Source organism: Streptomyces sp. NRRL F-6492, from assembly GCF_001280125.1.
In the GTDB taxonomy this organism is placed as follows: domain Bacteria; phylum Actinomycetota; class Actinomycetes; order Streptomycetales; family Streptomycetaceae; genus Streptomyces.
In genome coordinates this window covers 20,709-40,548 of sequence record NZ_LGEG01000217.1, presented here as the reverse complement: position 1 = coordinate 40,548, position 19,840 = coordinate 20,709, and the positions used below count along the sequence as shown (strand labels likewise).

The 19,840-nt window shown below is 70.2% G+C and carries 18 protein-coding genes and 1 pseudogene; 8 read left to right on the top strand and 11 right to left on the bottom strand.

All coding sequences use genetic code 11. The features are described from left to right. The first annotated feature begins 81 nt into the window (after positions 1–81). The 3 genes from ADL08_RS18570 to ADL08_RS18560 all read left to right on the top strand — a co-directional run bounded on the left by ADL08_RS18570 (position 82) and on the right by ADL08_RS18560 (position 3,609). A complete protein-coding gene (locus tag ADL08_RS18570; RefSeq protein WP_202530112.1) occupies positions 82–1,677 on the top strand; it encodes a Mu transposase C-terminal domain-containing protein in 1,596 nt (531 codons plus the stop codon). Further along, positions 1,674–2,447 (top strand): ATP-binding protein, encoded by a 774-nt coding sequence (locus tag ADL08_RS18565; protein ID WP_078968246.1) that lies wholly within the window; start codon positions 1,674–1,676, stop codon positions 2,445–2,447. Before ADL08_RS18570 ends, ADL08_RS18565 begins: the two co-directional genes overlap by 4 nt. A gap of 130 nt (positions 2,448–2,577) precedes the next feature. Then, positions 2,578–3,609, top strand: coding sequence for a hypothetical protein (locus ADL08_RS18560; protein ID WP_159043091.1), 1,032 nt, complete (start codon positions 2,578–2,580; stop codon positions 3,607–3,609). A gap of 150 nt (positions 3,610–3,759) precedes the next feature. Here ADL08_RS18560 and ADL08_RS18555 read toward each other — a convergent pair whose 3' ends face one another. The 5 genes from ADL08_RS18555 to ADL08_RS18535 are packed head-to-tail and all read right to left on the bottom strand — an operon-like array spanning position 3,760 to position 10,601. Next, entirely contained in the window at positions 3,760–5,178 is a 1,419-nt protein-coding gene (locus ADL08_RS18555; protein WP_053644332.1) for a Wadjet anti-phage system protein JetD domain-containing protein, read from the bottom strand. Continuing rightward, entirely contained in the window at positions 5,171–8,242 is a 3,072-nt protein-coding gene (locus ADL08_RS18550; protein ID WP_053644330.1) for a hypothetical protein, read from the bottom strand. The genes ADL08_RS18555 and ADL08_RS18550 overlap by 8 nt, the downstream gene beginning before the upstream one ends. Then, positions 8,239–8,889, bottom strand: a complete 651-nt coding sequence (locus ADL08_RS18545; RefSeq protein ID WP_234352184.1) for a hypothetical protein — start codon at positions 8,887–8,889, stop codon at positions 8,239–8,241. Before ADL08_RS18545 ends, ADL08_RS18550 begins: the two co-directional genes overlap by 4 nt. A 4-nt stretch (positions 8,890–8,893) precedes the next feature. Then, the gene (locus tag ADL08_RS18540; protein ID WP_053644326.1) at positions 8,894–9,457 is read right to left on the bottom strand and encodes a hypothetical protein; all 564 of its coding nucleotides are present in this window, start codon (positions 9,455–9,457) and stop codon (positions 8,894–8,896) included. Next, positions 9,450–10,601, bottom strand: coding sequence for a hypothetical protein (locus ADL08_RS18535; protein ID WP_234352183.1), 1,152 nt, complete (start codon positions 10,599–10,601; stop codon positions 9,450–9,452). Before ADL08_RS18535 ends, ADL08_RS18540 begins: the two co-directional genes overlap by 8 nt. A 451-nt stretch (positions 10,602–11,052) precedes the next feature. On the opposite strand from ADL08_RS18535, the gene ADL08_RS18525 reads away from it, so the two are divergent. Continuing rightward, on the top strand, positions 11,053–11,361 hold the full coding sequence (locus tag ADL08_RS18525; RefSeq protein ID WP_053644319.1) for a hypothetical protein: 309 nt from the start codon (positions 11,053–11,055) through the stop codon (positions 11,359–11,361). Positions 11,362–11,380: 19 nt separating this feature from the next. Here ADL08_RS18525 and ADL08_RS39010 read toward each other — a convergent pair whose 3' ends face one another. After that, complete coding sequence (locus ADL08_RS39010; protein ID WP_324610441.1) at positions 11,381–11,962, bottom strand: hypothetical protein; 582 nt, start codon at positions 11,960–11,962, stop codon at positions 11,381–11,383. 622 nt (positions 11,963–12,584) lie between these two features. On the opposite strand from ADL08_RS39010, the gene ADL08_RS18515 reads away from it, so the two are divergent. Beyond that, positions 12,585–12,848, top strand: coding sequence for a helix-turn-helix transcriptional regulator (locus ADL08_RS18515; protein ID WP_053644315.1), 264 nt, complete (start codon positions 12,585–12,587; stop codon positions 12,846–12,848). Positions 12,849–12,878: 30 nt separating this feature from the next. On the opposite strand, the gene ADL08_RS38775 is transcribed toward ADL08_RS18515, so the two are convergent. Then, a complete protein-coding gene (locus ADL08_RS38775; RefSeq protein ID WP_267889577.1) occupies positions 12,879–13,010 on the bottom strand; it encodes a hypothetical protein in 132 nt (43 codons plus the stop codon). On the opposite strand from ADL08_RS38775, the gene ADL08_RS18510 reads away from it, so the two are divergent. The 3 genes from ADL08_RS18510 (at position 13,009) to ADL08_RS18500 (ending at position 15,944) form a co-directional block, all read left to right on the top strand. After that, positions 13,009–13,896, top strand: a complete 888-nt coding sequence (locus ADL08_RS18510; RefSeq protein WP_078968247.1) for a DUF6083 domain-containing protein — start codon at positions 13,009–13,011, stop codon at positions 13,894–13,896. The genes ADL08_RS38775 and ADL08_RS18510 overlap by 2 nt on opposite strands. Then, on the top strand, positions 13,893–14,225 hold the full coding sequence (locus ADL08_RS18505; protein WP_234352182.1) for a hypothetical protein: 333 nt from the start codon (positions 13,893–13,895) through the stop codon (positions 14,223–14,225). Before ADL08_RS18510 ends, ADL08_RS18505 begins: the two co-directional genes overlap by 4 nt. A 231-nt stretch (positions 14,226–14,456) precedes the next feature. Beyond that, complete coding sequence (locus ADL08_RS18500) at positions 14,457–15,944, top strand: UvrD-helicase domain-containing protein (protein WP_053644313.1); 1,488 nt, start codon at positions 14,457–14,459, stop codon at positions 15,942–15,944. Between the two features lie 251 nt (positions 15,945–16,195). On the opposite strand, the gene ADL08_RS37225 is transcribed toward ADL08_RS18500, so the two are convergent. From ADL08_RS37225 to ADL08_RS38770, 4 genes and pseudogenes are all read right to left on the bottom strand, one after another. Further along, on the bottom strand, positions 16,196–18,193 hold the full coding sequence (locus ADL08_RS37225; protein WP_159043090.1) for a zinc-ribbon domain-containing protein: 1,998 nt from the start codon (positions 18,191–18,193) through the stop codon (positions 16,196–16,198). 143 nt (positions 18,194–18,336) lie between these two features. Then, positions 18,337–18,988, bottom strand: a pseudogene (locus ADL08_RS18490) (DUF6083 domain-containing protein). A 167-nt stretch (positions 18,989–19,155) separates the two neighbouring features. Further along, positions 19,156–19,383: a helix-turn-helix transcriptional regulator gene (locus tag ADL08_RS18485; RefSeq protein ID WP_053644310.1), complete on the bottom strand. Its 228-nt coding sequence runs from the start codon at positions 19,381–19,383 to the stop codon at positions 19,156–19,158. Next, positions 19,374–19,505: a hypothetical protein gene (locus tag ADL08_RS38770; protein WP_267889576.1), complete on the bottom strand. Its 132-nt coding sequence runs from the start codon at positions 19,503–19,505 to the stop codon at positions 19,374–19,376. The genes ADL08_RS18485 and ADL08_RS38770 overlap by 10 nt, the downstream gene beginning before the upstream one ends. Between the last annotated feature and the right edge of the window lie 335 nt (positions 19,506–19,840).

Genomic DNA, 19,840 nt, shown 5'->3' with positions numbered 1-19,840 from the left:
TGACCGGACACCGCCAACGCCCTGCGGAAGCGCGGCACTTGTAGCCTTCCGCGCTTCGTATCCATTTAAGGAGCAGACCGCATGAATGACTCTTCTGCCGGCACGCAGGGTGCCGGCAAAGCGGTGTTCACCGCCCGCTCGGGGCGGCTGGCCGCGCTGCCGCGGTTGCTGTCGCTGGACCAGAGCGGCGAGCTGACCAGCGCACACGTGAAGCTGGTCGCCACGGCCGTGGGCCGCTCGGAGCGGGCGGTGTGGCGGTGGGTCGCCACCGCGCGCGCCACCGGCCACGTCGACGCGGCATCCCGGACACGGTTCAGCGTCACCCCCGAGATCCGGCGGCTGCTGGTGCTGTGGGGAGGCAACGCCTCCGCCGTCCACCGCGAGCTCAAGCAGCGGGCCCTGGACGATCCCCGCATGCCTGCGGCCCCGTCACTGTCGACGATCCACCGGGCGCTGCGCCGGGACCTGACGCCCGGGGAGCGGGCCGGGCTCGCCAAGGGGGAGGCCGCCCGGCGGGCCTTCGACGTGTTCGCACAGCGTCCTCCCGCGCACCGCAACGCCGCCTGGGAGGGCGACCACAAGTCCGTGCCCGTGCGGGTGCTGCTCGAGGACCAGCTCGTGCAGCCCTGGGTGACCTGGTTCATCGACTGCCACACCAAAGTCATCACGGGGGTGGCTGTGACGCCCCATGCACCCAGCGCGGATGCGGTGCTGGCGGCCCTGCGGATGGCCCTGGACCGTACCGAGCCCTTCGGGCCGGCCGGCGGCCTGCCGGGCCTGATCCGGGTGGACCGCGGCAAGGAGTTCCTGTGTGCCACCGTGGCCTCGGCCCTGGGCGCCTTCGCCGTGCCCGTCGTCGATCTTCCCGCCTACAGCCCGCATCTGAAGGGCACCATCGAAGCGCTCAACGGCGCGGTCGAGGACATGCTGTTCGTCTCCATGCCGCGCTACGTGCACCGGCAGACGCTCACCGGCGGGCGTACCGCGGATCCGGACGAGCCCGCGCTCTCCTTCGAGGCGTTCGTGGAACTGCTGCTGAAGTGGGTGCACTGGTGGAACACCGAGCACCAGCCCAGGGCGCTGGGCGGCCGTACCCCGATGCAGGCGTGGTCGTGCGATCCCACTCCCCTGCATGACGTTCCCGCCGAACAGCTGGCCCATTTCGGACTCGAGGACGACGGCCGCACCCGCACCATCACCACGCAGGGCGTGCGGTGGCGCAACCGCCACTACATCGCCCCCTGGATGGTCGGCCAGGCCGGTGTCCGTGTCGCGGTGCGCCACCTGCCCCACCACGACCTGACCATCGAGGTCTTCGGCCTGGACGGCGTACACCTGGGCAGCGCCGTTCTGGCCGAGGCGGCCAGCGAGGAGCAGGTCCGTAAGGTCCGCAGCGCCCGCACCGCGAAGGCGCGGCGGCTTCGCGCGGACATGAAGGCCGCGGCACGGCTGCGCCGCGAGCGCTTCGAGGCCGTCACCACCGCCGCCCCGCCCGAGCGTCTGGGTGCGCTGACCGAGGCGGAGGCCGAGGCAGAACTTGCCGACTCGGCTGCCACGGACTTGCGGCGGGCCGATCCCGGCTACATCCCGCACCAGCCCGTCCCGGACGGCTGGGCCCGCCCGATCCCACCGGCCGCGGACGAGCCGGAGGACGACACCCCTGAGGAGAACGCGTGAGCGGTGACATGGACTACGGCAGGCTGCCCGCAGAGGACGAGGACCACTTCCACCGCCTCGATGCGCACCTGGTGGCCACCGACGCGCTCATGACGACCCTGGACGACGTCCAGGCGACGATCGATGCCAAGGCCATGATGGTCGCCTACGGAGCGGCCGGATACGGCAAGACGATGTCGGTGAACTCGGCGCTGCGCAAGATCGCCCCCGACAACACCTACCGCCTGGAGCTGCGCTCGGGGCCGACCCCCCGCGACATCCGCCACGGACTGTTTCACGCCCTGGGGCTGCCCGGGGAACCGCCGACCCGGCCGATCGAATTCGACACGCTCCTGAAGGAGACGCTGTCGCAGACGTTCCGGGTGCTGGTGTGCGACGAGGCCCAGTGGATGGGCCGCAGTTCGTTCGAGTACTGGCGCCACCTGTGGGACGACCGCAACACCGACATCGCGGTGATCTTCGCCGGCGGCGATGGCTGCTACAAGGTCCTCAAGCGTGAACCGATGCTGGCGTCACGGATCTTCATCTGGCAGAAGTTCACGCGCATGCCCGAGGCCGAAGTCGTCGGCACACTGCCGGCGTTCCACCCCCTGTGGACCGGGGTGGACCCGCAGATGATCCGCAACATCGACCGGGCCGCGGCCCACGGCAACTTCCGCAACTGGGCCACCATCACCAAGCACATGCTCAACGGCATGAAAAAGAAGGGGCTGACCGAGGTCAAGCAGGACCTCGTCAACTGGGTGTACAGCAAGCTCGGCGGCATGTAGCAACGCCCACGCAGGCGCGGCGGCCCGGCAAGCCCGGGCCGCCGCCAGCAACCGTGCGCCGTACGGACCGGCCTGGCGCCTGGCGGTCCGGGACGGTGTGGCGGCGCGCGGCCGGGAGAGGGTTGTGGCAGTGGCGTACAGCGACGTGACGATCGTGGTGGACGAGCGGGACGACCTGTTCTACACGCGGGCGGCGCTGCAGGCCCACCGTCCCGGGGAAGGCCGCATCACCGTGCAGCCGACGCCGGCCAGCTCCAGCCCGGCCGCGCTGGCGCACGACATGCTGTATGCGCTGGGCAAGCGGCTGGCCCCCGGGCCCGACTCCCCCGATGTGTGGCTGGACTCGGTGAACGCTGCCTGGCTCGCCGCGGCTGCCTGGGGCGTCGCAATGGGGGTGCGGCACGTTGTGGTCCCCCGGGCCCATCTGCTGACCATTCGGCGCATCGACCAACTGCTCGCCTGGCGCGAGTCGACGGGGGCTCAGCTGACCCTGCTGTGGCAGAAGGCCCCGCGCGGACTGCCGCCGACGCTGGCCCGCGTGGAGCGCCGCATCAGCGGCCGGACCCAGTTCAAGGCGCTCCTCGCCGAGCCGGGACCGATACCCGCGCGCCCCTCCTTCCCTCCCGCTCCCCCGGCGATCACGGGAGCGGCGGCGACGGCTACGGGGCAGTCACCCACCCCGCAGCCGCGCGGGACCAGGGCCGCGTCGACGAGGCCCGGGCGGCGGGCTCACCCTTGCGCCGGTGCGTTGGCCACGGCGCAGCTGGACCAGGCCGCCCCTGCCATCGAGATCGCGTCCGAGGAGGCCGCCGCTCTGGCCGCTCTCGCGCACCCGCTCATCGCCGGAGCTCTAAGCGTACTGGCCTTCACACGGGCCGGTCTGGGCAGCCTGCGCTTCACCCGCGACCTCGACATCTCCGGTGACGTCTGCGTCATCAAGCTCCACGGGGTCGGCCATCGGCACTGCCCTTTGCATGCCGTGCCTGCCTGGGCACGCCCGCTGCTGGCCGGGGCCCGCGCCCACCACCGTCTGATGGCCTGCTCGCCCAGGGAGAGCGTGTTCTCCCCTGTCATGCTGGCCGAAGCCCGGCATCTGCGCGCGCACGCCGGACGTCTGCCTCAGCTCGACTTGTCCCTGCTCGCTGGCATCCTCGTCCCTTGAGCCGTGCGCAGCGAGGCACTCGCCCTGCGCCAAAGACGCGGCAGGGTGTTGATGCCGTGTTCGCAGCAGGCCACCGGCTGGAGCAGGAAGGCTGGAGCCGGGCACGCCCGGCCCGAACCGACCTGCTGGCCGCTGCCCGCTTCTGGGAGGTCAGGAGCTGCCGGACACGTGCACGGCTTTTAGCAGACCGGGGAGTGCGGGGAGGACTTCGTCGTAGAGCGTCTCCTGTTCGCAGCCGTGCCCGTCGGTCCGGGCGATCTCTTCGGCCAGGTCGCGCAGGGCCTCGATGCCGTCGCACGCCAGCTGGGCGGCGAGCTTGCGGTTCTCCTTCAGTTTCGTGGGCTCCTGGCGGTACTTGGTGCCGCCCCGGTAGAGGTCGACGGTCATCGCGACGGGTGTGACGGGCCGCCCGATGCGGTCGGCGAGGTTGCCGATGATGCGGATGCCGTGGGCGTCGAGGTCGCCCCATGCCGCGAGGGGCAGGCCGTCGAGGCCGCGGAGGAATTCGGCCAGGCCGTCGGTCGCATAGCCCTTGCCCCAGATGCACAGCCAGGTGTCGGCGATCTCCGGGATCTTGCAGACCTGTTCGAAGGTGTCCTCGTTCTCGACCAGGAAGACGCCTCGGGCGTCGCAGGAGATCATGCCGAGGGCGCGGACACCGCGGGCGGGAAGCGCGAGCCAGGGGCGGCAGGCTGCCGCGTCGGCGATAACGGTACCGACGCGCCACTGCAGGGGGCCGCGGATGCGTAGTTCGGTGTCGGCCTTGTCGACGGCCTGATCGAAGGGGATGCCGATCAGGTTGGAGAAGGCCTGCTGCCGGGCGGGGGTCCAGGCGCTCTTGGTGTCGCGCAGGCTGCGTCCGGCGAGCTCCTTCGCGGTGATCTTGCGTGGTGCGCCTTGAGCGGGCCACCAGACGCCGGCGGCCCGGATGGCGATCTCGTATACGCGCCAGTCCTCGGCCCTGGTGGCGGTGCCTTCGGGGATCTTCAGGACCCGGCCGGGCGGCGTCGTGGCCAGCAGAGCGTGCTCATGGGCGAGCTCAGGGATGCCGGACATGATGTCGAGGAGCTCGCGGTGCAGGTCCTCAGGATGCTGGCGGCCCTGGAGTTCGGCGAGTTTGTCCTCGGCGAGTTCGGCCCATGACCGGGTCAGGGTCCATGAGCGCGGACTGTAGCCGGTGGCGTTGACGACGTCGCAGCGCAGGATGACGGCGCCACAGCGGATGAGGTCGGCCACGATCTGCCAGGCGTTGTCGCCGAGGTCGGCCTGGATGGTGGGCCAGCGTTTGGCGGTCTTGGTCTGCAGGACTTTGATCAGTTGTCGGGTAGTCAGGGTGGGTGGCGGGTCGTAGGGGCTGACGGGGTGGTCGGCGACAAGGTCGACCTGCCGGGGGCTGACGCGTCGTCGGCGGTCTCGGGGGACGCGCACGTGGATGGTGTCGTCGCTGTCCTTGGTGATCCGCGGCAGTGTGACGGCTGTGATGCCTGGCGGCAGGTTGCGCAGGGGAACGGTCTCGCGGCCGTGTGCCTCGCCGATGAGGAGAGGAGGTCGGGGAGTGAGGTCAGGCATGGGCGCGTCCTGCGGTGATCCAGTCTTCGGTGAGTTGGGTGCGGGCGCCGTTGCTGTCGAAGGCCCATGCGCTGGTGGGCTGGTTGATGATGTCGGCTGCTGATGCGTGGACGAACCACAGCAGTTCCCCACAGACGTCGGCGGCGTCGGCGAGGACGCTGTCCTGGCAGGTGCCGAGGATGGTCAGGTGCTGGTCGCGTGCGACGTCGCGTAGGGCAGCGAGCATGTCCTTGCGGTTGACTTCTCCGAGGCTGTTGCCGAGTTCGTCCAGGATCAGGACTCTGCCCTGGGTGTGAGAGTCGGCCAGGAGCGCCGCGAGGACGAGCAGGATGGCGTGCACCTTGACCTGGGCGCTGTTGGCGTTTTCTCGGTAGGAGACGTATCCGCCGCTGCGGGAGCGTTTCCATCGTGGGATGACCTGCCACTGCCAGTCCCCGGCGCCCTGGGGACGGATGCTGATGTGCTCGAGTTTGGCTCCGTGGCCGTCGCTGCGCAGGTCGAGGTCGTGGAATGCGGCGCTGATCTGAGCGAAGAGGCCGTCGAGGTGCTTTTCGATCATGTCCTGGAGGGTTTCCAGGTTGCGGGCGCTGGTGGTGACGCCATCGGTGAGTTCTGCGATGGCCTGCTGCCGGGCGTGCTGGTCGTGGGTGATGCGCGCTGCGGCGACCTCGTCTTGGTCCCGATGGCCGGCGAGGCGGTTGTCCAGCGGGGCTGCTACGTCGGCGAAGGTGAGGGAGGGGAGGCCGGCGGGATCGGTGTCGGCGAAGGACTGCATCATTTCCTGGCCCGTGCGGAGGTCTTGGCTGACGTCCGCGCCTGAGGTGCCGTCAACGCCGTAGTGCTCGTAGGCCCGGCGCAGTTGGTCTTCCGATTGTCGGCGCAGGGCTGCCGACCGGGAGGAACGGGTCTGGTCCGATGTCTGGTCCAGGAGGCGGGTGGCGTCTTCGAGGGTTGCGCCCCACTGTTGCTGCCACTGGGCGGCGGCGACCTGCTCGCGCTGGCGTTCGAGGGCGGCCAGGTTGCGCTGGCGTTCCTTGAGCGCCTTGCTGGCCGCTTCCAGGGTGAGCTTTGCGCTGGTGAGGAGCTGCTTGTGGGAGGCGTGCCGGGCCACGGCCTCCTGCCAGACCTGCTGGAACTCCTGCTCGTCGCGAGCGGCGTTGGCGGAGCGGCTGGCAAGGTCGTCGATCTTGGCCTGGAGGTCGTTCTCCTGGGTGCCAAGGTGTGCGAGTTCTTCAGCCGCCTGGGCGGCTGCGTGCAGGGTCTGGGCCAGGGTGAGGGCAGCGGTGGCCGCGGTCATGGCTTCGGTGGCCTCGGTGCAGGCTTGTTCTGCGGCTGCGAGGTTGGCGCGGGCCTGTCGGAGTTGGGCTTTGCGTCCGGCCAGGGCGGTGGGGAAGCCGCCCGTCACGGTCAGCGCCAGTGCCTGGTCGCGGACGGCCAAGCCGTCGGACAAGGGAATCAGGCGCTGTTGGAGGGTGGCGAGGAAGCGGGTCACGTTCAGGGTGCTGTGAATGCCCTCGGGCAGGGCTTTCTGCCCGGTGTCGGAGGAGATGATCTGGGCGCCGGGCAGAGCGGCATGCAGCAGGCGCCGGGCTGTGTCTTCGTGCTCGGGTTCGACGACGATCGCGTCCTGCCAGGGGGCAAGGCGCGGTTCCCACTCCGGGCGTACGCCCTCGTCTACGTTGAGCTGGTCGAGCAGGCCGTGCGCACGGATGCGGTGTTCGCCCAGCAGATCGATGGCGCGGCCGGCTTGACCGCTGCGGCCCTGCTCGACGTCGTGCAGGTGGGTGCGGGCATGGGTGAGGGCGCTCTCGGCCTCGTCGCATTGCAGCTCTGCCTTGGCGTGCTCGCGTTGGCGTTGGTCCAGGCGGGCGGCAGTGGCGGTGCAGTCGCTGCCGTCCCAGCCCTGCACCGCAGGCAGCAGGGTGGCCCGCCGGTTCCGCAGCATCGCCTGTTGCGTAGTCAACTCCGTCATTTTCCTGGACAGTTCGCCGACAAGTTGTTGTGCGTCGGACCATGCCTGGTGGGCTGCGCCTTTTTGGGTGGCGAGTTCTTCGGCGGACCCGAGCAAGTTCAGACGGTCCTCGGCGTCCTGCACGAGGACCGCGGCTTTCTCGGCGGCCTGCTGCTCTTCCTCCATGAGCGCGGCAACGCGCTGGTCACTGTGGTGGGCGTCGCGGTAGGAGGCCGCGAGGTAGCGGTGCCATGCCTCGTGGCCGCGCTGGAGGGCGAGGCGGGCGGTCTCGCGGGCGCGCACACCGCTCATCACCTGTTCTTCGGCGAGCAGTGCCTGGGTGTGCTCGGCCTGGGCCTTCTCGAGGCTGATCCGATGCTGCAGGGCCTGGCCGCGCAGGTCGTCTTCCTCCTCCAGCAGGGGGGTCATGCCTGACAGGGCGATCAGGGACCGGCCGATGTCTTGGGGCTCCATCTCGGTCAGCTGCTGGCTGAGCAGTGAGGGCACGGGCGGGCGCAGGGCGGTGTCGAGGTAGGTGAGGCAGCGCGGGGCGGTGCCGTAGAGCTTCTCGGCCATGGCGCGGGCGGACAGGAGCTGGCGGGTGCCCAGTTCGCGCCACAGGGCGTCGGCCTGGATGCTGCGCTCGTGATCGGTGGGGGCGTCGGCGACGTGCAGGCCTTCGGTCCAGTTGGCCTGCAGGTAGGGGGTGGTGGTCGCGATGCGGACCCATACGGTCAGGGGGTTCGCGGCCGGTTCGTCGGGGTGGGCGAAGACGCCGACGATGTAGCCGTGGGTGACAGGGGAAGCCTGGTGAGCCTGGTCGACGCCTGCTGCGTCGGGGCGGAACAGGATGCCGCTGGCGTGCCGACCCCCGTTGGTCTCCAGGCGCCACTGCGGATCGGCCAGCAGCAGGGAGACCGCGATGAGGAAGCTGGTCTTGCCGGAGCCGTTCGAGTCGTCTTTGGGGCCGAGACCGGAGACGGCGATGAAGGTCTCCGGGATGATCGGGACGGCGTGTGCCGTGAGCCGGGCGATGTCGAAGGCCTGGACAGCGATGAGCTGGCGGTCGCCGACGATGCCCCGGGACGGGTCGGAGGTGGGCGGGGTGGTCATGATCTGTCGTGCTCCTCGTGATCAAGAGCAGTGGCCGTCGGCGCGGTGGGGTGGGCGCGGCGCCGGCGGATCGATTCGGAGAGAGCGCTGTCGGGATCGGCGAGCAGGATCAGCTGTTCGAACAGTTCGGCGCCCACAGCCGCCGTCAGCCGCAGAAACTGGTGGCCCAGGACGTAGCCCGTTCTGGTCCGCCGGACCAGGTCGGCGTCGGTGAGGCGCTGCAGCGCGCTGGTGAGAACGACGTCGGACACCTGGCAGCCCTTGAGCTGGTCCCTGGGCACGGGGGTGCCCTGGGTCCACAGCTGCTCGGGCAGGGCGGTGCCGGACGCTCGGGGAATGGCGACGCTGAACAGAAGGATCAAGGTGAGGACGGCGCGGTCGTCTCGCGGCAGGACTCCGATTCCTTCGTGCGCCAGACGTTGTCTGATCTCGTCGGTGTAACCGGAGAGGTAGCCGCCGCCGACCGCGAGCAGGGTGCGTCCGGATGCGGCCAGAACCTGTTCCACCACGATGCGCAGCGAAATCTCGGCGAGGGCACGGAAGTGGAGGGACGGTACGGGGATCACGGCGGTCTCCACGGCGCAGACCGCCGCTCGGACGTCGGCCCGCCGGTTGTGGGACAGGGCTTGCAGTGCCGGTACGTCCACGGGCTCACTTCTTCCTCGGAGCGGGCAGGATGTCGTAACCGTTGCGCAGTTCGGCCACATCGCGCTCGGACCACAGCGCGACCATGGGTCCGAGGCGGATCATGCCGTCGCCGCCGTCTGCCGCGAGGTGTCCGCATGCGCGCAGGAACCGCAGGGCCGTCAGGAAGTGCCCGGTCTGCCCCAGCACGGCCGCCCCGTCGCGGGGCGCGAGGGTGTCCTGGAGAGGAGTCAGGGCGGCGAGGACGTCCTGCTGTGCGGCGGGTTGTCCCGGGTATAGCGGCTGGCTGGGGTCAGGCCAGCAGTGGCGGATGCAGCAGGCCAGCGTGAGCAGGCGGACGGTCGAGGCGGTTCGGTGGACGTCGTTGTCGCCCAGCGCGCCACTTGCCGGTTCCACATCGGGAGCCCAGCCGGTCATCAGCTCCTGGGTCCCGTCGGGGGTGACGACATCGACCAGCCGGCGCTCCACATCGTCGGCGGCGCAGCGCAGCTGGGTGAGTTCTGCGCGGTCCGCCGGGACAGGGACCGTGCGCAGGGCTCGGGCCCGTGCCAGCAGGTAGGGGTCACTCATGGGGGCTCTGCGGTGCGGCTTCGGTGTCGTCGTTTATGTCTTGTGGGCTGTCGGGAATGCGGTACACGGTCACCGGCGAGGCGTAGGTGACCGGCCCTGCGGCGTCCACGATGACCTCGCGGGAGATGTCGAGCATGAGCGGGATAGCGGGGTCGGCTGCGGCGCGCAGCATGTCGACCAGGTGCTTGACCGCTGCCTGCCAGGGCAGGGCACGCAGGCGGGCGGTGACGTCGGCTTCGTCCTTTCCGGCCATGAGTAGGGTCACGGTGGCCTCTCGCCGCTGCCGTGCGAGCGCGGCTTTGGCGCGTGCAGTCTCGACCGGATCCGGGCCGGGCGGCTGCGTCGGGGGGCGCGGCAGGCGCTGCCGCGGCGGCGGGGGCTGGTGGTCGGCTGCAGCGGTGAGGATCTGGCCCGTGGTGATCTGGACGTGGGGCGGATCGAAGACGGTCGTGGCGAACACCTGCGCGAGCGTTTCCGTGGAGGAGCGAAGGGCCGCAGTCAGGTACTGCTCGGGTAGGAGCATGCTGAAGTCGCGCCGGGTGGTGGCTTGTTGCATGAGCCGGTCGTGGAACTCGTGGACGGCTCCTGTGTAGCGCAGGGCTTCCCGGATCAGGCGGGTGCCGCCGGAACGCAGTGCGGGGTACTGCTCGGCGACGGCATGGACGAGGTGTTTCGCTTCCTCGAGCGATGTGGTGTGGGCGTGGTGGTGACGTTGGCCGAGCAGTTCTTCGATGGGCCTGGTGCGCACCAGCCGCAGCAGGTGGTTGGTGTAGTTCGCAAGGCTCCGCCGGGCCTGGGCGATCTTGGCGGCCAGTTGTTCCTCGGTCAGGGAGCCGTTCAGAAGGCCTTCGCGGGCCCGGTCCAGCAGCATGGTGATCTCCTGGACACCGCCGGCCTCCCCCAGGCGCTCGTACACCAGCAGTGCGGCACCGCTGGTCGGGTTGAACACATACCGCTGGTCGTATGACTTGCCGTGCAGCGACTCCAGCAGACGAAGTTTGATGAAGATCCGGAATCTTGAATCGAACTCGTCGGCGGAGGCCACCGCGGCGCAGGCCTGGGCTATCTCCCCGCGGCTCAGGCCGTGTTCGGAGCCGAAGTCGCCGAACACGTCCCGGACGGCCTCGGCGATGCGCAGTGCCACCGGATCGCGTGTCACTGCGCTCGGTGCAGCAGCGACCGGTGCCACGAATGGCGGTATGTGTTCTAGACCCTCCGCGTCGTCCTCCTGCTGCACGGAGAACAAGTCAGGCTGATCCGGCAAGTCCCCCTCCACCCCCGCATCACGCGCGTCCCTGGACCAGCATGACCGCTACCGGGCTCAAAGGGCCTGGAAACCACAAAACTTGTCTTTATCCATCCCCAGCCCCAGCCCCAGCCGCAGCCGCAGCCGCAGCCGCAGCAGTGAGCGTGTGTCAGGCGCATCGGGCTCGCCGAGGTCTCTATCGTCCGTCTCGCTGGAGCGGGGCCTCGCGTCGAGCCGGCCGCCATGTACGCGAGTATCAACGCCTGCGGCATCGCCGCTGGCACCGTCAGCGCCAATCCCGCCGGCATGCTCGCCCCTCAGCGCAACCGCCTCGGTCCGCCAGCGGGAGTTGCCGCTGCGCACCGACCTGCGGGTCCTCAAGGCTGAGGTCCTGGCGGCCATCCTCGTCGGGCTCATGCAGCTGGCCGGGCGCGCACGCCGCGGCGGCACCTCCGTCGAGCTCTACCTGGTCGGAAGCGCGGACGGAGCGCCCGCCGGCTCGCCGAACCGCCGCGCGCTCACCTGCGCCAGCGCCCCTCTCGAAGCTGCCGAGTTCGTCGCCGGTCTCTACGAAGAGCCCGGCTTCGACGCGGTCGACGCGAGTCCGCGCAGCGAATGGCCGCTTGCCCCCGTCCCGCGTAGCCCGCTATCCCGGTGACCAAGGAGCAACTGTTCGCCTACCTCGCGACGGCCAGGCGCGCGGCCTGAGGATCGGCCCACCGGCAGGTCCAGTGCAGGTCCCCGGAGTCCGGGCAGGCCTGCCATGACCTGACCAGTCCGGTCCGGGCCAGCCGGTCGAGCATGTCGGGCAGCTCCGTGGGGTGCGTTCCGCAGGCGCGCGTCATCTGGTCGAGTTCGGTCAGGCCGGAGCCAGTTTCGGGATCGGTATGTGCCGCGAGGTAGACAACGGCTAGTTGAAGCAGTGGCCCAGTAGCCTCTGCCCCGGCCGGGGAGCCAGCGCGCAGCGCCCAGTCCGCGGCCTGCACACGGTCGGGGCGGGCTGGGGCCTGGCCGAGCACTGTGATGTCGAGCAGTTCTGCGACGACCTCGCCGGCGGAGCATGCGTGGGCGATACGCAGCCATCGCGCGCGCTCCAACTCGTGCCACGGGCCGGGGCCGTTGAGACGGAGGCTGCGCGGGATGCCCTGGGGCAGCCGGACGTGCATGGTGGCGTTCATGCGCAGGGCGCACTGCAGAGCGAGCAGGCGTGCGGCGGGCGAGACACCTGGCGGAAGTGCGGCCGCCAGGTAGTTGAGCATTTCGCGTACGCGGGCCCGCTCACCCGGGCCTCTGGCGCGCCGCTTTCGCCTCCGAGCGGTGGACGGTTGCGGCGACGTGCGGGCGGGGGTGGTGTCGGGCACGACGGCGGCCTGGGCGGTCGCGGCGGCGCAGGTACTGCAGGCGTCGGCGAGTCGCCATACTCGTCCGCCGCGTTCACAGGCGAGGAGAAGGCGGATGGGGCCGTCGCAACCGCGGTGACGGGGGTGCCAGCGGCAGCCGCGCTCATGGCACTGGCAGATCCTCAGGTGGGGCGGGAGGATGTCGCTGCGTGCGTGGCGTGCGAGGTGGGTGAGGGCGGCCGAGCGGGCGGAGGCCGCGGCGACCTGTCCGCTGGCGTGCGGGCATTGCGGGCAGACCAGGACGAGCCCGCCGGGGTGCGAGCGCAGTTCCACGGTCCAGGCGCGTGGCGTCGCCGGGCATGTTGTGCGCTGCCTCATGGGCGCGTGTTCCTCCCTGTGCTTGCGCGCCGGGCCCATCAGGGGCTGTGGGCGGCCACTCACCATAGGGCAGATCTCTGCCCTATCGCTGGCGCCGCGACCTGCAGAATTAGGGCAGAGGTCTGCACTGACAGGGCAGGGGTCTGCCCCGTCGGATGGACGGGTGACGATCTTGCCGCCCGATCCGGACCTCAACGCGCTGCGCTTGGAACTAGCGCGCCTGCGGGCCGTGCGCGGATGGACCTATGACGAACTTGCCGCCCGCAGCGGCCTGGCCAGGCGCACTCTCATCGAAATCGAGCAGGGGCGCACCATCGGCACCTTGAAGACCTGGCACGCCCTTGCTCACGCCCTGGACACCCCGCTCGACGACCTCTTCAGCACGCTGTGCCGCGGGCACGACCTGCCTGGGCCGAGCGAAGGCTGATACCCGGTCCGAGCGGCCGCCGCGGATCACTCAAACCAGCGAGGCGACCTCGAACACACAATCGGCTTTTCGCACCCCCGTTGCACTGCGTGCGGCCAGGTAGGTGACCCGGCGGCAGCGCTGCCGTAAATGCGGCGTGTTGGCTGGCAGGTTCGCGCGCATGCGCTCCACACCTCCCGCCCCCCGCCGCTGGGACGGCAGCCCGGTCCTCGCCCACCGCGTGCGCCGCTCCCTGCAAATCTGCCCCGACGGCGTCAGCCGACTGCTGCGCTGCGGCCAAAGCGGCCAGTGCCGCGACTGCGGCAACCGGATCGAGTGGTATCACCGCAGTACTGAGCGGGCCGTCCGTCTCCATCCCCAGGAACTGCCAGCCGCCCGAGTGCCCGCCGTGTGCCGCTGGCACGTAAGCTCCGGCGTGGCCCACCCGGCCGGAGACGGCAGCAGCTGGTGTCGTCTGCCGCACGCCGTCGTCTGCCCCGCCCGGGACATTCCCCCCACTCCCCCTGAACTCGCCGGACTGCGCCGGTCTCTGGCCGTGAATACCCGCCGTCTGATCGACGCCGGCGTCTTCACCCCTCCCCCGGCTTCGCCGGACGGCCCTGCGTCCCAGCAGGCCGTCTGCCGACCGGCCCGGCCCATCGTGCAGCTGCTGTATCTCCGCTACCTCGCCTCCCGGCCGGTGGAGGAGATCCAGTGCGTCGCGCAGACCCGGCGCCGCGATCGCTGCACCAGCCCGCTGCTCACCCCCGGCGCTCCGGCCGGCGCCTGGGCGCTGGTCCCGGCCACCGCATCAAGCGGTCAACTGGCCCTGCCCGCTCAGGCCATGGCGGTCTACGACCTCAACCGTGTCCCCTACGCCGAGCAGCTGCGCTGGCGCGCGCAGCGCTGCCCGCAGCACGCCGCCGCACCTACGGCCGCCGACGTGGCGGTGGCCGATTGGGAGCCCTTCGACCCGCTGCGCCACCACGAGCACATCCACACCCGCCTGCCCACCACTACCCGACGCCCCCGGCCTGCGGACCGCGCACGGCAGGCGGCCCGGCCGTGACGTCGCACCACGCCGTCGAGATCCTGTTGACCCAGCCCGCCGCTCCCGGTGAACTCCGCCAGGCGCGCTGCGGTGTGCGCCTGGCCGCGAGTGCGGACCGCACCCGGCTGATGGCGGTCTGCAGCGCCCGCAGTCCCAGTGGCGCCTTGTACGCGCTGCGGCGCCAGCTGGGCGCACGCCTGCCGATCCACGTCCTGACCACGCACTACCCCGACCGACACGGCCAGGTCCTCTCAACGTCGCCCTGGACCACGCCGCCGTGGGGGCCCTGCGCCAGACTGCGGCCGTCCTGGGGCAGCGTCCCCAGGAGCTGCTGCGGCGGCGGGTGACCGCGGCCCTGGCCCGGGACGAGCAGGAACGCGCCCCGGCGCCTGGAGGTCCGACTCGAGAGTCTGCTCGCCGACCACCAGCCCGAAGAAGTCCTGGCCTGCGTGGCCGGCCTCCTGCACAGCCGCCGGCACCATCCCGCCCGCACAGCGCCGTAACCCCGTCTGCCGTGCCGCTCCCGACGCAGCGGCTGCAGGCGCTCCTGATCCTCTTCATCTTCCGCGGAGCCCTTGTTGCACACGCCCACCGACGAACAGGCCCACGCCGTCGACACCTTCCGGGCCGGTCACCATCTCGTCCTGCAGGCCGGCGCCGGGACGGGAAAGACCAGCACGCTCACCCTGCTCGCCGCCAGCACCCTCAGCCGCGGCCGCTATCTCGCCTTCAACAAGGACATCGCGCGCGATGCCGCCGCCCGCTTCCCGCGCACGGTGGTGTGCAAGACCGCCCACGCCACGGCCTACGCCGCCCTCGGCCACCGCTACACAAGCCGGCTCAACAGCCCCCGCCAACAGGCATGGAAGACCGGCCAGGCACTCGGCATCACCCGCCCCCTGCGCATCGGCGATCACGAGATCAGCCCCCGGACGCTCTCCCACACTGTGCTGCGCACGGTCACCCGCTACTGCCACTCCGCCGACCGCACCCTGGCCCGCCATCACGTACCGCACCTGCGCGGCCTGAACACCTCCGGCGAACACGCCCAGCTCGCCCACGAGGTCCTGCCGTTCGCCCTCAAGGCCTGGGCCGACCTGCACAACCCCGAGACAGGTGTGGTCCGCTTCGAACACGACCACTACCTGAAGATGTGGGCTCTGACTGAGCCGACCATCGACGCCGACTTCCTCCTCCTCGACGAAGCCCAGGACACCAATCCCGTCCTCGAGGAGGTCTTCACCGCCCAGCGCCGCCATGCCCAGCTCGTCATGGTCGGCGACTCCGCCCAGGCCATCTACGGCTGGCGCGGCGCCCGGGACGTGATGACCGGCTTCGACGCCACTCCCCTGACCCTGACCCGCTCCTTCCGCTTCGGCCCTGCGATCGCCGAGGAGGCCAACCGGTGGCTCACGCTGGCCGACGCCCCCATCCGCCTGACCGGCACCGACACCATCCCCACCGACACCGGCAGCCTCAAACGGCCGGACGCAGTGCTGTGCCGCACCAACATCGGCGCCATGGCCGAAGTCATGCGCCTGCTCACTGCTGGCCACCGCGTCGCCCTCACCCGCGGCGGCCGGCAACTCGCCGCACTCGCCCTCGCGGCCCGCGACCTGAAGGGCGGCCGCCGCACCTCCCACCCCGAACTCGTACTCTTCGCCTCCTGGGGAGAGTTGCAGGACTACGCCGCGCACGACCCCGCCGGACGCGACCTCCAACCCTTCGTCGACCTCGTCGACACTCACGGCCCCGACGCCATCCTCACCGCAGTCGATCAACTCACTGACGAGACCCACGCCGACGTCACCGTCTCCACCGCCCACACCGCCAAAGGCCGCGAATGGCCCACCATCCGAATTGCCGACGACTTTCCCCCGCCCAGGGACACCAACCAGCACGACAGCCAAGGACGCCCCATCCCCGAGCCCGTCAGCGACACCGACGCCCGCCTCGCCTACGTCGCCGTCACCCGCGCCCGCCACCACCTCGACCTCGGCGGCCTCTCCTGGATCAACACTCACCCCACCGCCCCGAGCTCGCCCTTGCCTCCCGGACACGCCTGACATCGAAGAGCAGCCCGAGCGGGGCGACTGCACACGCCATTGCCCGTTCCGAATGTCCGCACGCGCCTCACCGACTGGCTTACGCGTCCGGCACCCTGAGGAGGCGGGCGGGTACCCGATCCCATGTGCTGTTGGTGACGGACCCTATGCCGCATCGACATCTTCGAAGAAGGAGATTGTCGGCACGAGGCAGACTTCAAGCGTGGCTACCGCAACTGAAGCAACGGTTGGTTCGGGTCGTCCACCATGTCCTACGCGTCCTCGTCCGGAGCCTTCGCAAGCTGGGCCAGTACAGAAGCCGCGTAGCCGAGCCAGGTGTGCCGGGGCAGACGTCCGCGTGCACCGAGTGTGATCTCCTCATCATCGACCCATCCACGTACGGCGCCCTCGGGAATGAGATTGTCGTCGCCGAGGAAACTCGCCATGCCGACAGCGTGGAGCTGGTAGGAAGCCAGGACTCGAGCGTCCAACGGGCCATTTTCCCTGACCTCGGTTCCCGCCTTCCGCGCCCATTGGCGAGCCGCCTGGGTCAGCTCCCGATCTACCCGGCCTCGCGGGACCGCACGGGACGCATCTTGCCGGCATCCGCAACTCTTGGTGTTCCCGCGAGTAACCTCGGCCTGCGGAAGCCCGGTGACGACCGTCTTGCACCTGCACTGGTAGTCCCGCAATGATCCGGCTCGCTTCTTCGGATTGGCGTATGGGGGGCCCATCGGTGTCAGCCAGCTGTCCGCAGGTGGCTCGGTGGCCTTCAGTTGCCGTGGTTCAGCGGGCGCTTTCGATGCCTTGGGAAACTGGCGGGGGCGGTATGGCATCCCTAGCAGAGCCTTCTCCACATCGGCCGCCGCTGTCTCCGTGCCATGCTCCAGGTAGCTGGCGAGGCCGGGCAGGGGGTGCAGGCCAAGCTGCTGAACACGCTGCAGGACTGCGGCGGCTACCTTCCACGCGCTCCAGCCTGAGCCGACAACGACATCGTGAGGTCCAACCGGGTCAAGGTCTTCGCGGACCCGGATCACCGTCTGGCAGGCGGCGGCCAGACGCTCGGTCTTCAGGCGGTCGTCGGCTGCGCGGTCGCGCCAGGACTCAGGGCCGTGGGTCTTCCAGCCGTCGAACTCCACAACGAGTTGCAATGCCTCTTCCCACATGTCGACCCGCACGCCGCGGTACCGTTTGCCGGGCACTGGGTCGAGTGGAATCGGCGCCTCGAGCTCCAAGGCGGGCAGGTGGGTACGCAGCTCGTGGTAGAGCGCCAGCGCCTTGGCGGAGACGTTCTTGCTGCACTTCAGACAGCCGGACCGCAGCGCCTTCGCGGTGCGGCGGTTGGGCGGTGCCGGCCAGTCCTCATGCTCCCCTTGTGAGGACGTACAGCGCCACGTCACCTCGATCTTGGACCCGACGGTGGTGTTGTGCGTGTTCCTGCTCGCCGGGCCACGCACCCATTGCTCCGCAAGCTCCGGATACCACGCAGCCAGGCTGTTGGAGGCGTCGGCTTGGTCGGCATTGCAGACCGGGCAGCCGTTGATCCCAGCCGCTTTCCCGTTCCTGCTCCGCAGGCTGGTGCGGCTCTTGGGGGGCTGCTCCCAAACATGGGTCGCCCAGTACCATTCTCCGGTTCCAGGCCGAACGGCAGGAACCTGATGCCACCAGGTCACCGGCTTGTTGCTGCCGTAGCTGATCTCCTCTGGCGCACCAGAGTCGGGGTGGAGTTCAGCGGCCAGCGCGGAAATGGCGGCCACGGATCGCTCGAGGGCGGGTCGCTCTCCTGGCCGCGGCGCCGCGCCGGAGCACTTCGGGCACATGCTGGGCCGGTCGGTGCGGCTGCGGTCCTTCGGCGAAGCCATCCACGATCCGTGTCCCGGTTCCACAGTGCAGCGCCATCTTCTGTCGGTTGCATCCCGCACGCCCACGCGCGCGGCATCCGTCCTGTCCGCCCACTGGTTATTCAGCACCATGACGTCGGCCACCGACAGCTCGCGCGGATCAGGGGCAGCCTGCATGGCACTGAGGATGTTGTCCCGGAGCTCCCGGTTGACAGCGTTCTGCTTCTCGATCTTCGCGCGTACCTGTTCCAGCGAAGCGGCAACCTCAGCACGCCACTGCTGCGTGAGCTCCTGCCAGAACTTCTTCTGACGCTCGTACTGATCTGCCCGGCACAGACCGACAAGCGGTTTCGGAAGAGCAAGCACACCTGTGCGTGGCGGCTCAACAGTTGAAGTAGCCCTGGCTTTCGGCGAGGCGGCAGCGGTCATGCGCCGATGATGGCGTACAGCACTGACACCCCCCTCGGCTGACCCCGCTGGATGCGACAGCAGGCATCCGCCGAGGACTGGGCCGCCTACGCAGGCGCCGTCGCCAGCCGGAAGTGCCCGTGAGCCTTGCCTCATGGGCTTGGCTACCCGAAACCACCGTTGATCTGCAGAAGCTGACCAATCGGCAGCAGCCTCCATGATCCGGGCGGGGCGTCCGGGGCCAGGACGGGACGGGGGCAGCGGTGTCGGTGGCTGGTCTGGGCCACACAGCGGATGGTCTCTACGGGGCCTTCGGCGAGGTAGTGGCCCAGCAGCATCCGCACGACGAGGCGGCCGGTTCCGGCGGGCGCTTCACGGGCGGGGAGGAACACGGGAGTGAAGGCACCGGTGTCGATCAGGCGGCGGGTTCGTACGACAAGTTGGCGGCGCACCGACGTGAGGGCCGGCAGGCTGATCCGACAGACGGGCGTGCGCTGCGGGCAGAACACGGCGTGCGGAATGCGGCACCAGGCGCTGCCGTCGCCGTGTGGGTGGGCGATGCCGGAACTCAGGTGCCAGCGGCAGGAGGCGGCGACGTGGGCGGTGGACACTTCGGCGGGATGCAGGGCGATGGGCCGCCCGTCGGCCCCGCGGGTAGAGGTCGATGCGGTTGCCGCAGCGGCGGCAGCGGCCGGTCTGGCCGGCGCGCAGCAGACGACCGGGGCTGGTGGCGGCCACCCGCAGCGGGCGGCGTGCCGGCACGGTGCGGGCGCTGCCGTCCCAGTGGCAGCCGGTGTGGGTGGAGTTGGGGCGCATGGCGAGGGCCGTGCCAGGTGGCACGCCTCGGGGGCGGCGCGGTGGTAGGCCAGTCCCCCGGGCGGCCCAGCAGTATCGAATACCGGCACCATGTAACGCACGTGCGTTCTGAATGCGTTCGCCGGTTCGGATTAATCGCGCCGCGCGCCAAGCCCGGCGCGGCCGGGTCAGGCGCCCTTGGATCCGGGTGGGGTGTGGTCGTCGCAGAGCGGGTCGAGCAGGTGCTCGATGGGGACGTCGAAGGCGTGTGCAAGGGCGTGCCAGGTGGTGACGGTGCCGACGTCGCGGCCGTGTTCGAGGTCGATGAGCGTGCGCCGGGCCAGGCCGCTGCGGTCGGCGAGTCCGTCGAAGGTCCACCCTCGCGCGTTCCTCGGCCGCGCCAGCGTCACACGCAGGGCGTCGCGGTCTGGGTCGGGCGGCGGCCGGCAATCAGGTCAGCGACGGCGGCGGCGACCACCAGCGCGGCCGGGACGGGCCGGTTGCCGACCACCAGACCGGCCAGAACCAGGACGACCACGACGACGACCACACCTCGGGGATGCCCAGCCGGCCGTGCCGGGGGCACGGGCCGGGAAGGGGGTGGAGCAGGACGCCGACGGCTCGGGATCGGCGGACAGAACGTCTGTCCCTGCTCAGGGCCCATGAAGATCGGGTTGACCCGAAACCGTCCAGAGCGTGCACCGTCTCGGAGGTTGCTCGCCGGCTGGCGAATCCGTCTTCCTGCGTGTGCCCGACCGTTGGCCGGACAACCGTGGACCAGGGACCGGGGCCGTCCTTGCTTTCGGTCGTCAACGCCCGCTGACTGGGTTGTAGTTGACTAGGTGTCTGGGTGCGGGAGAGCGGTGCGATGTT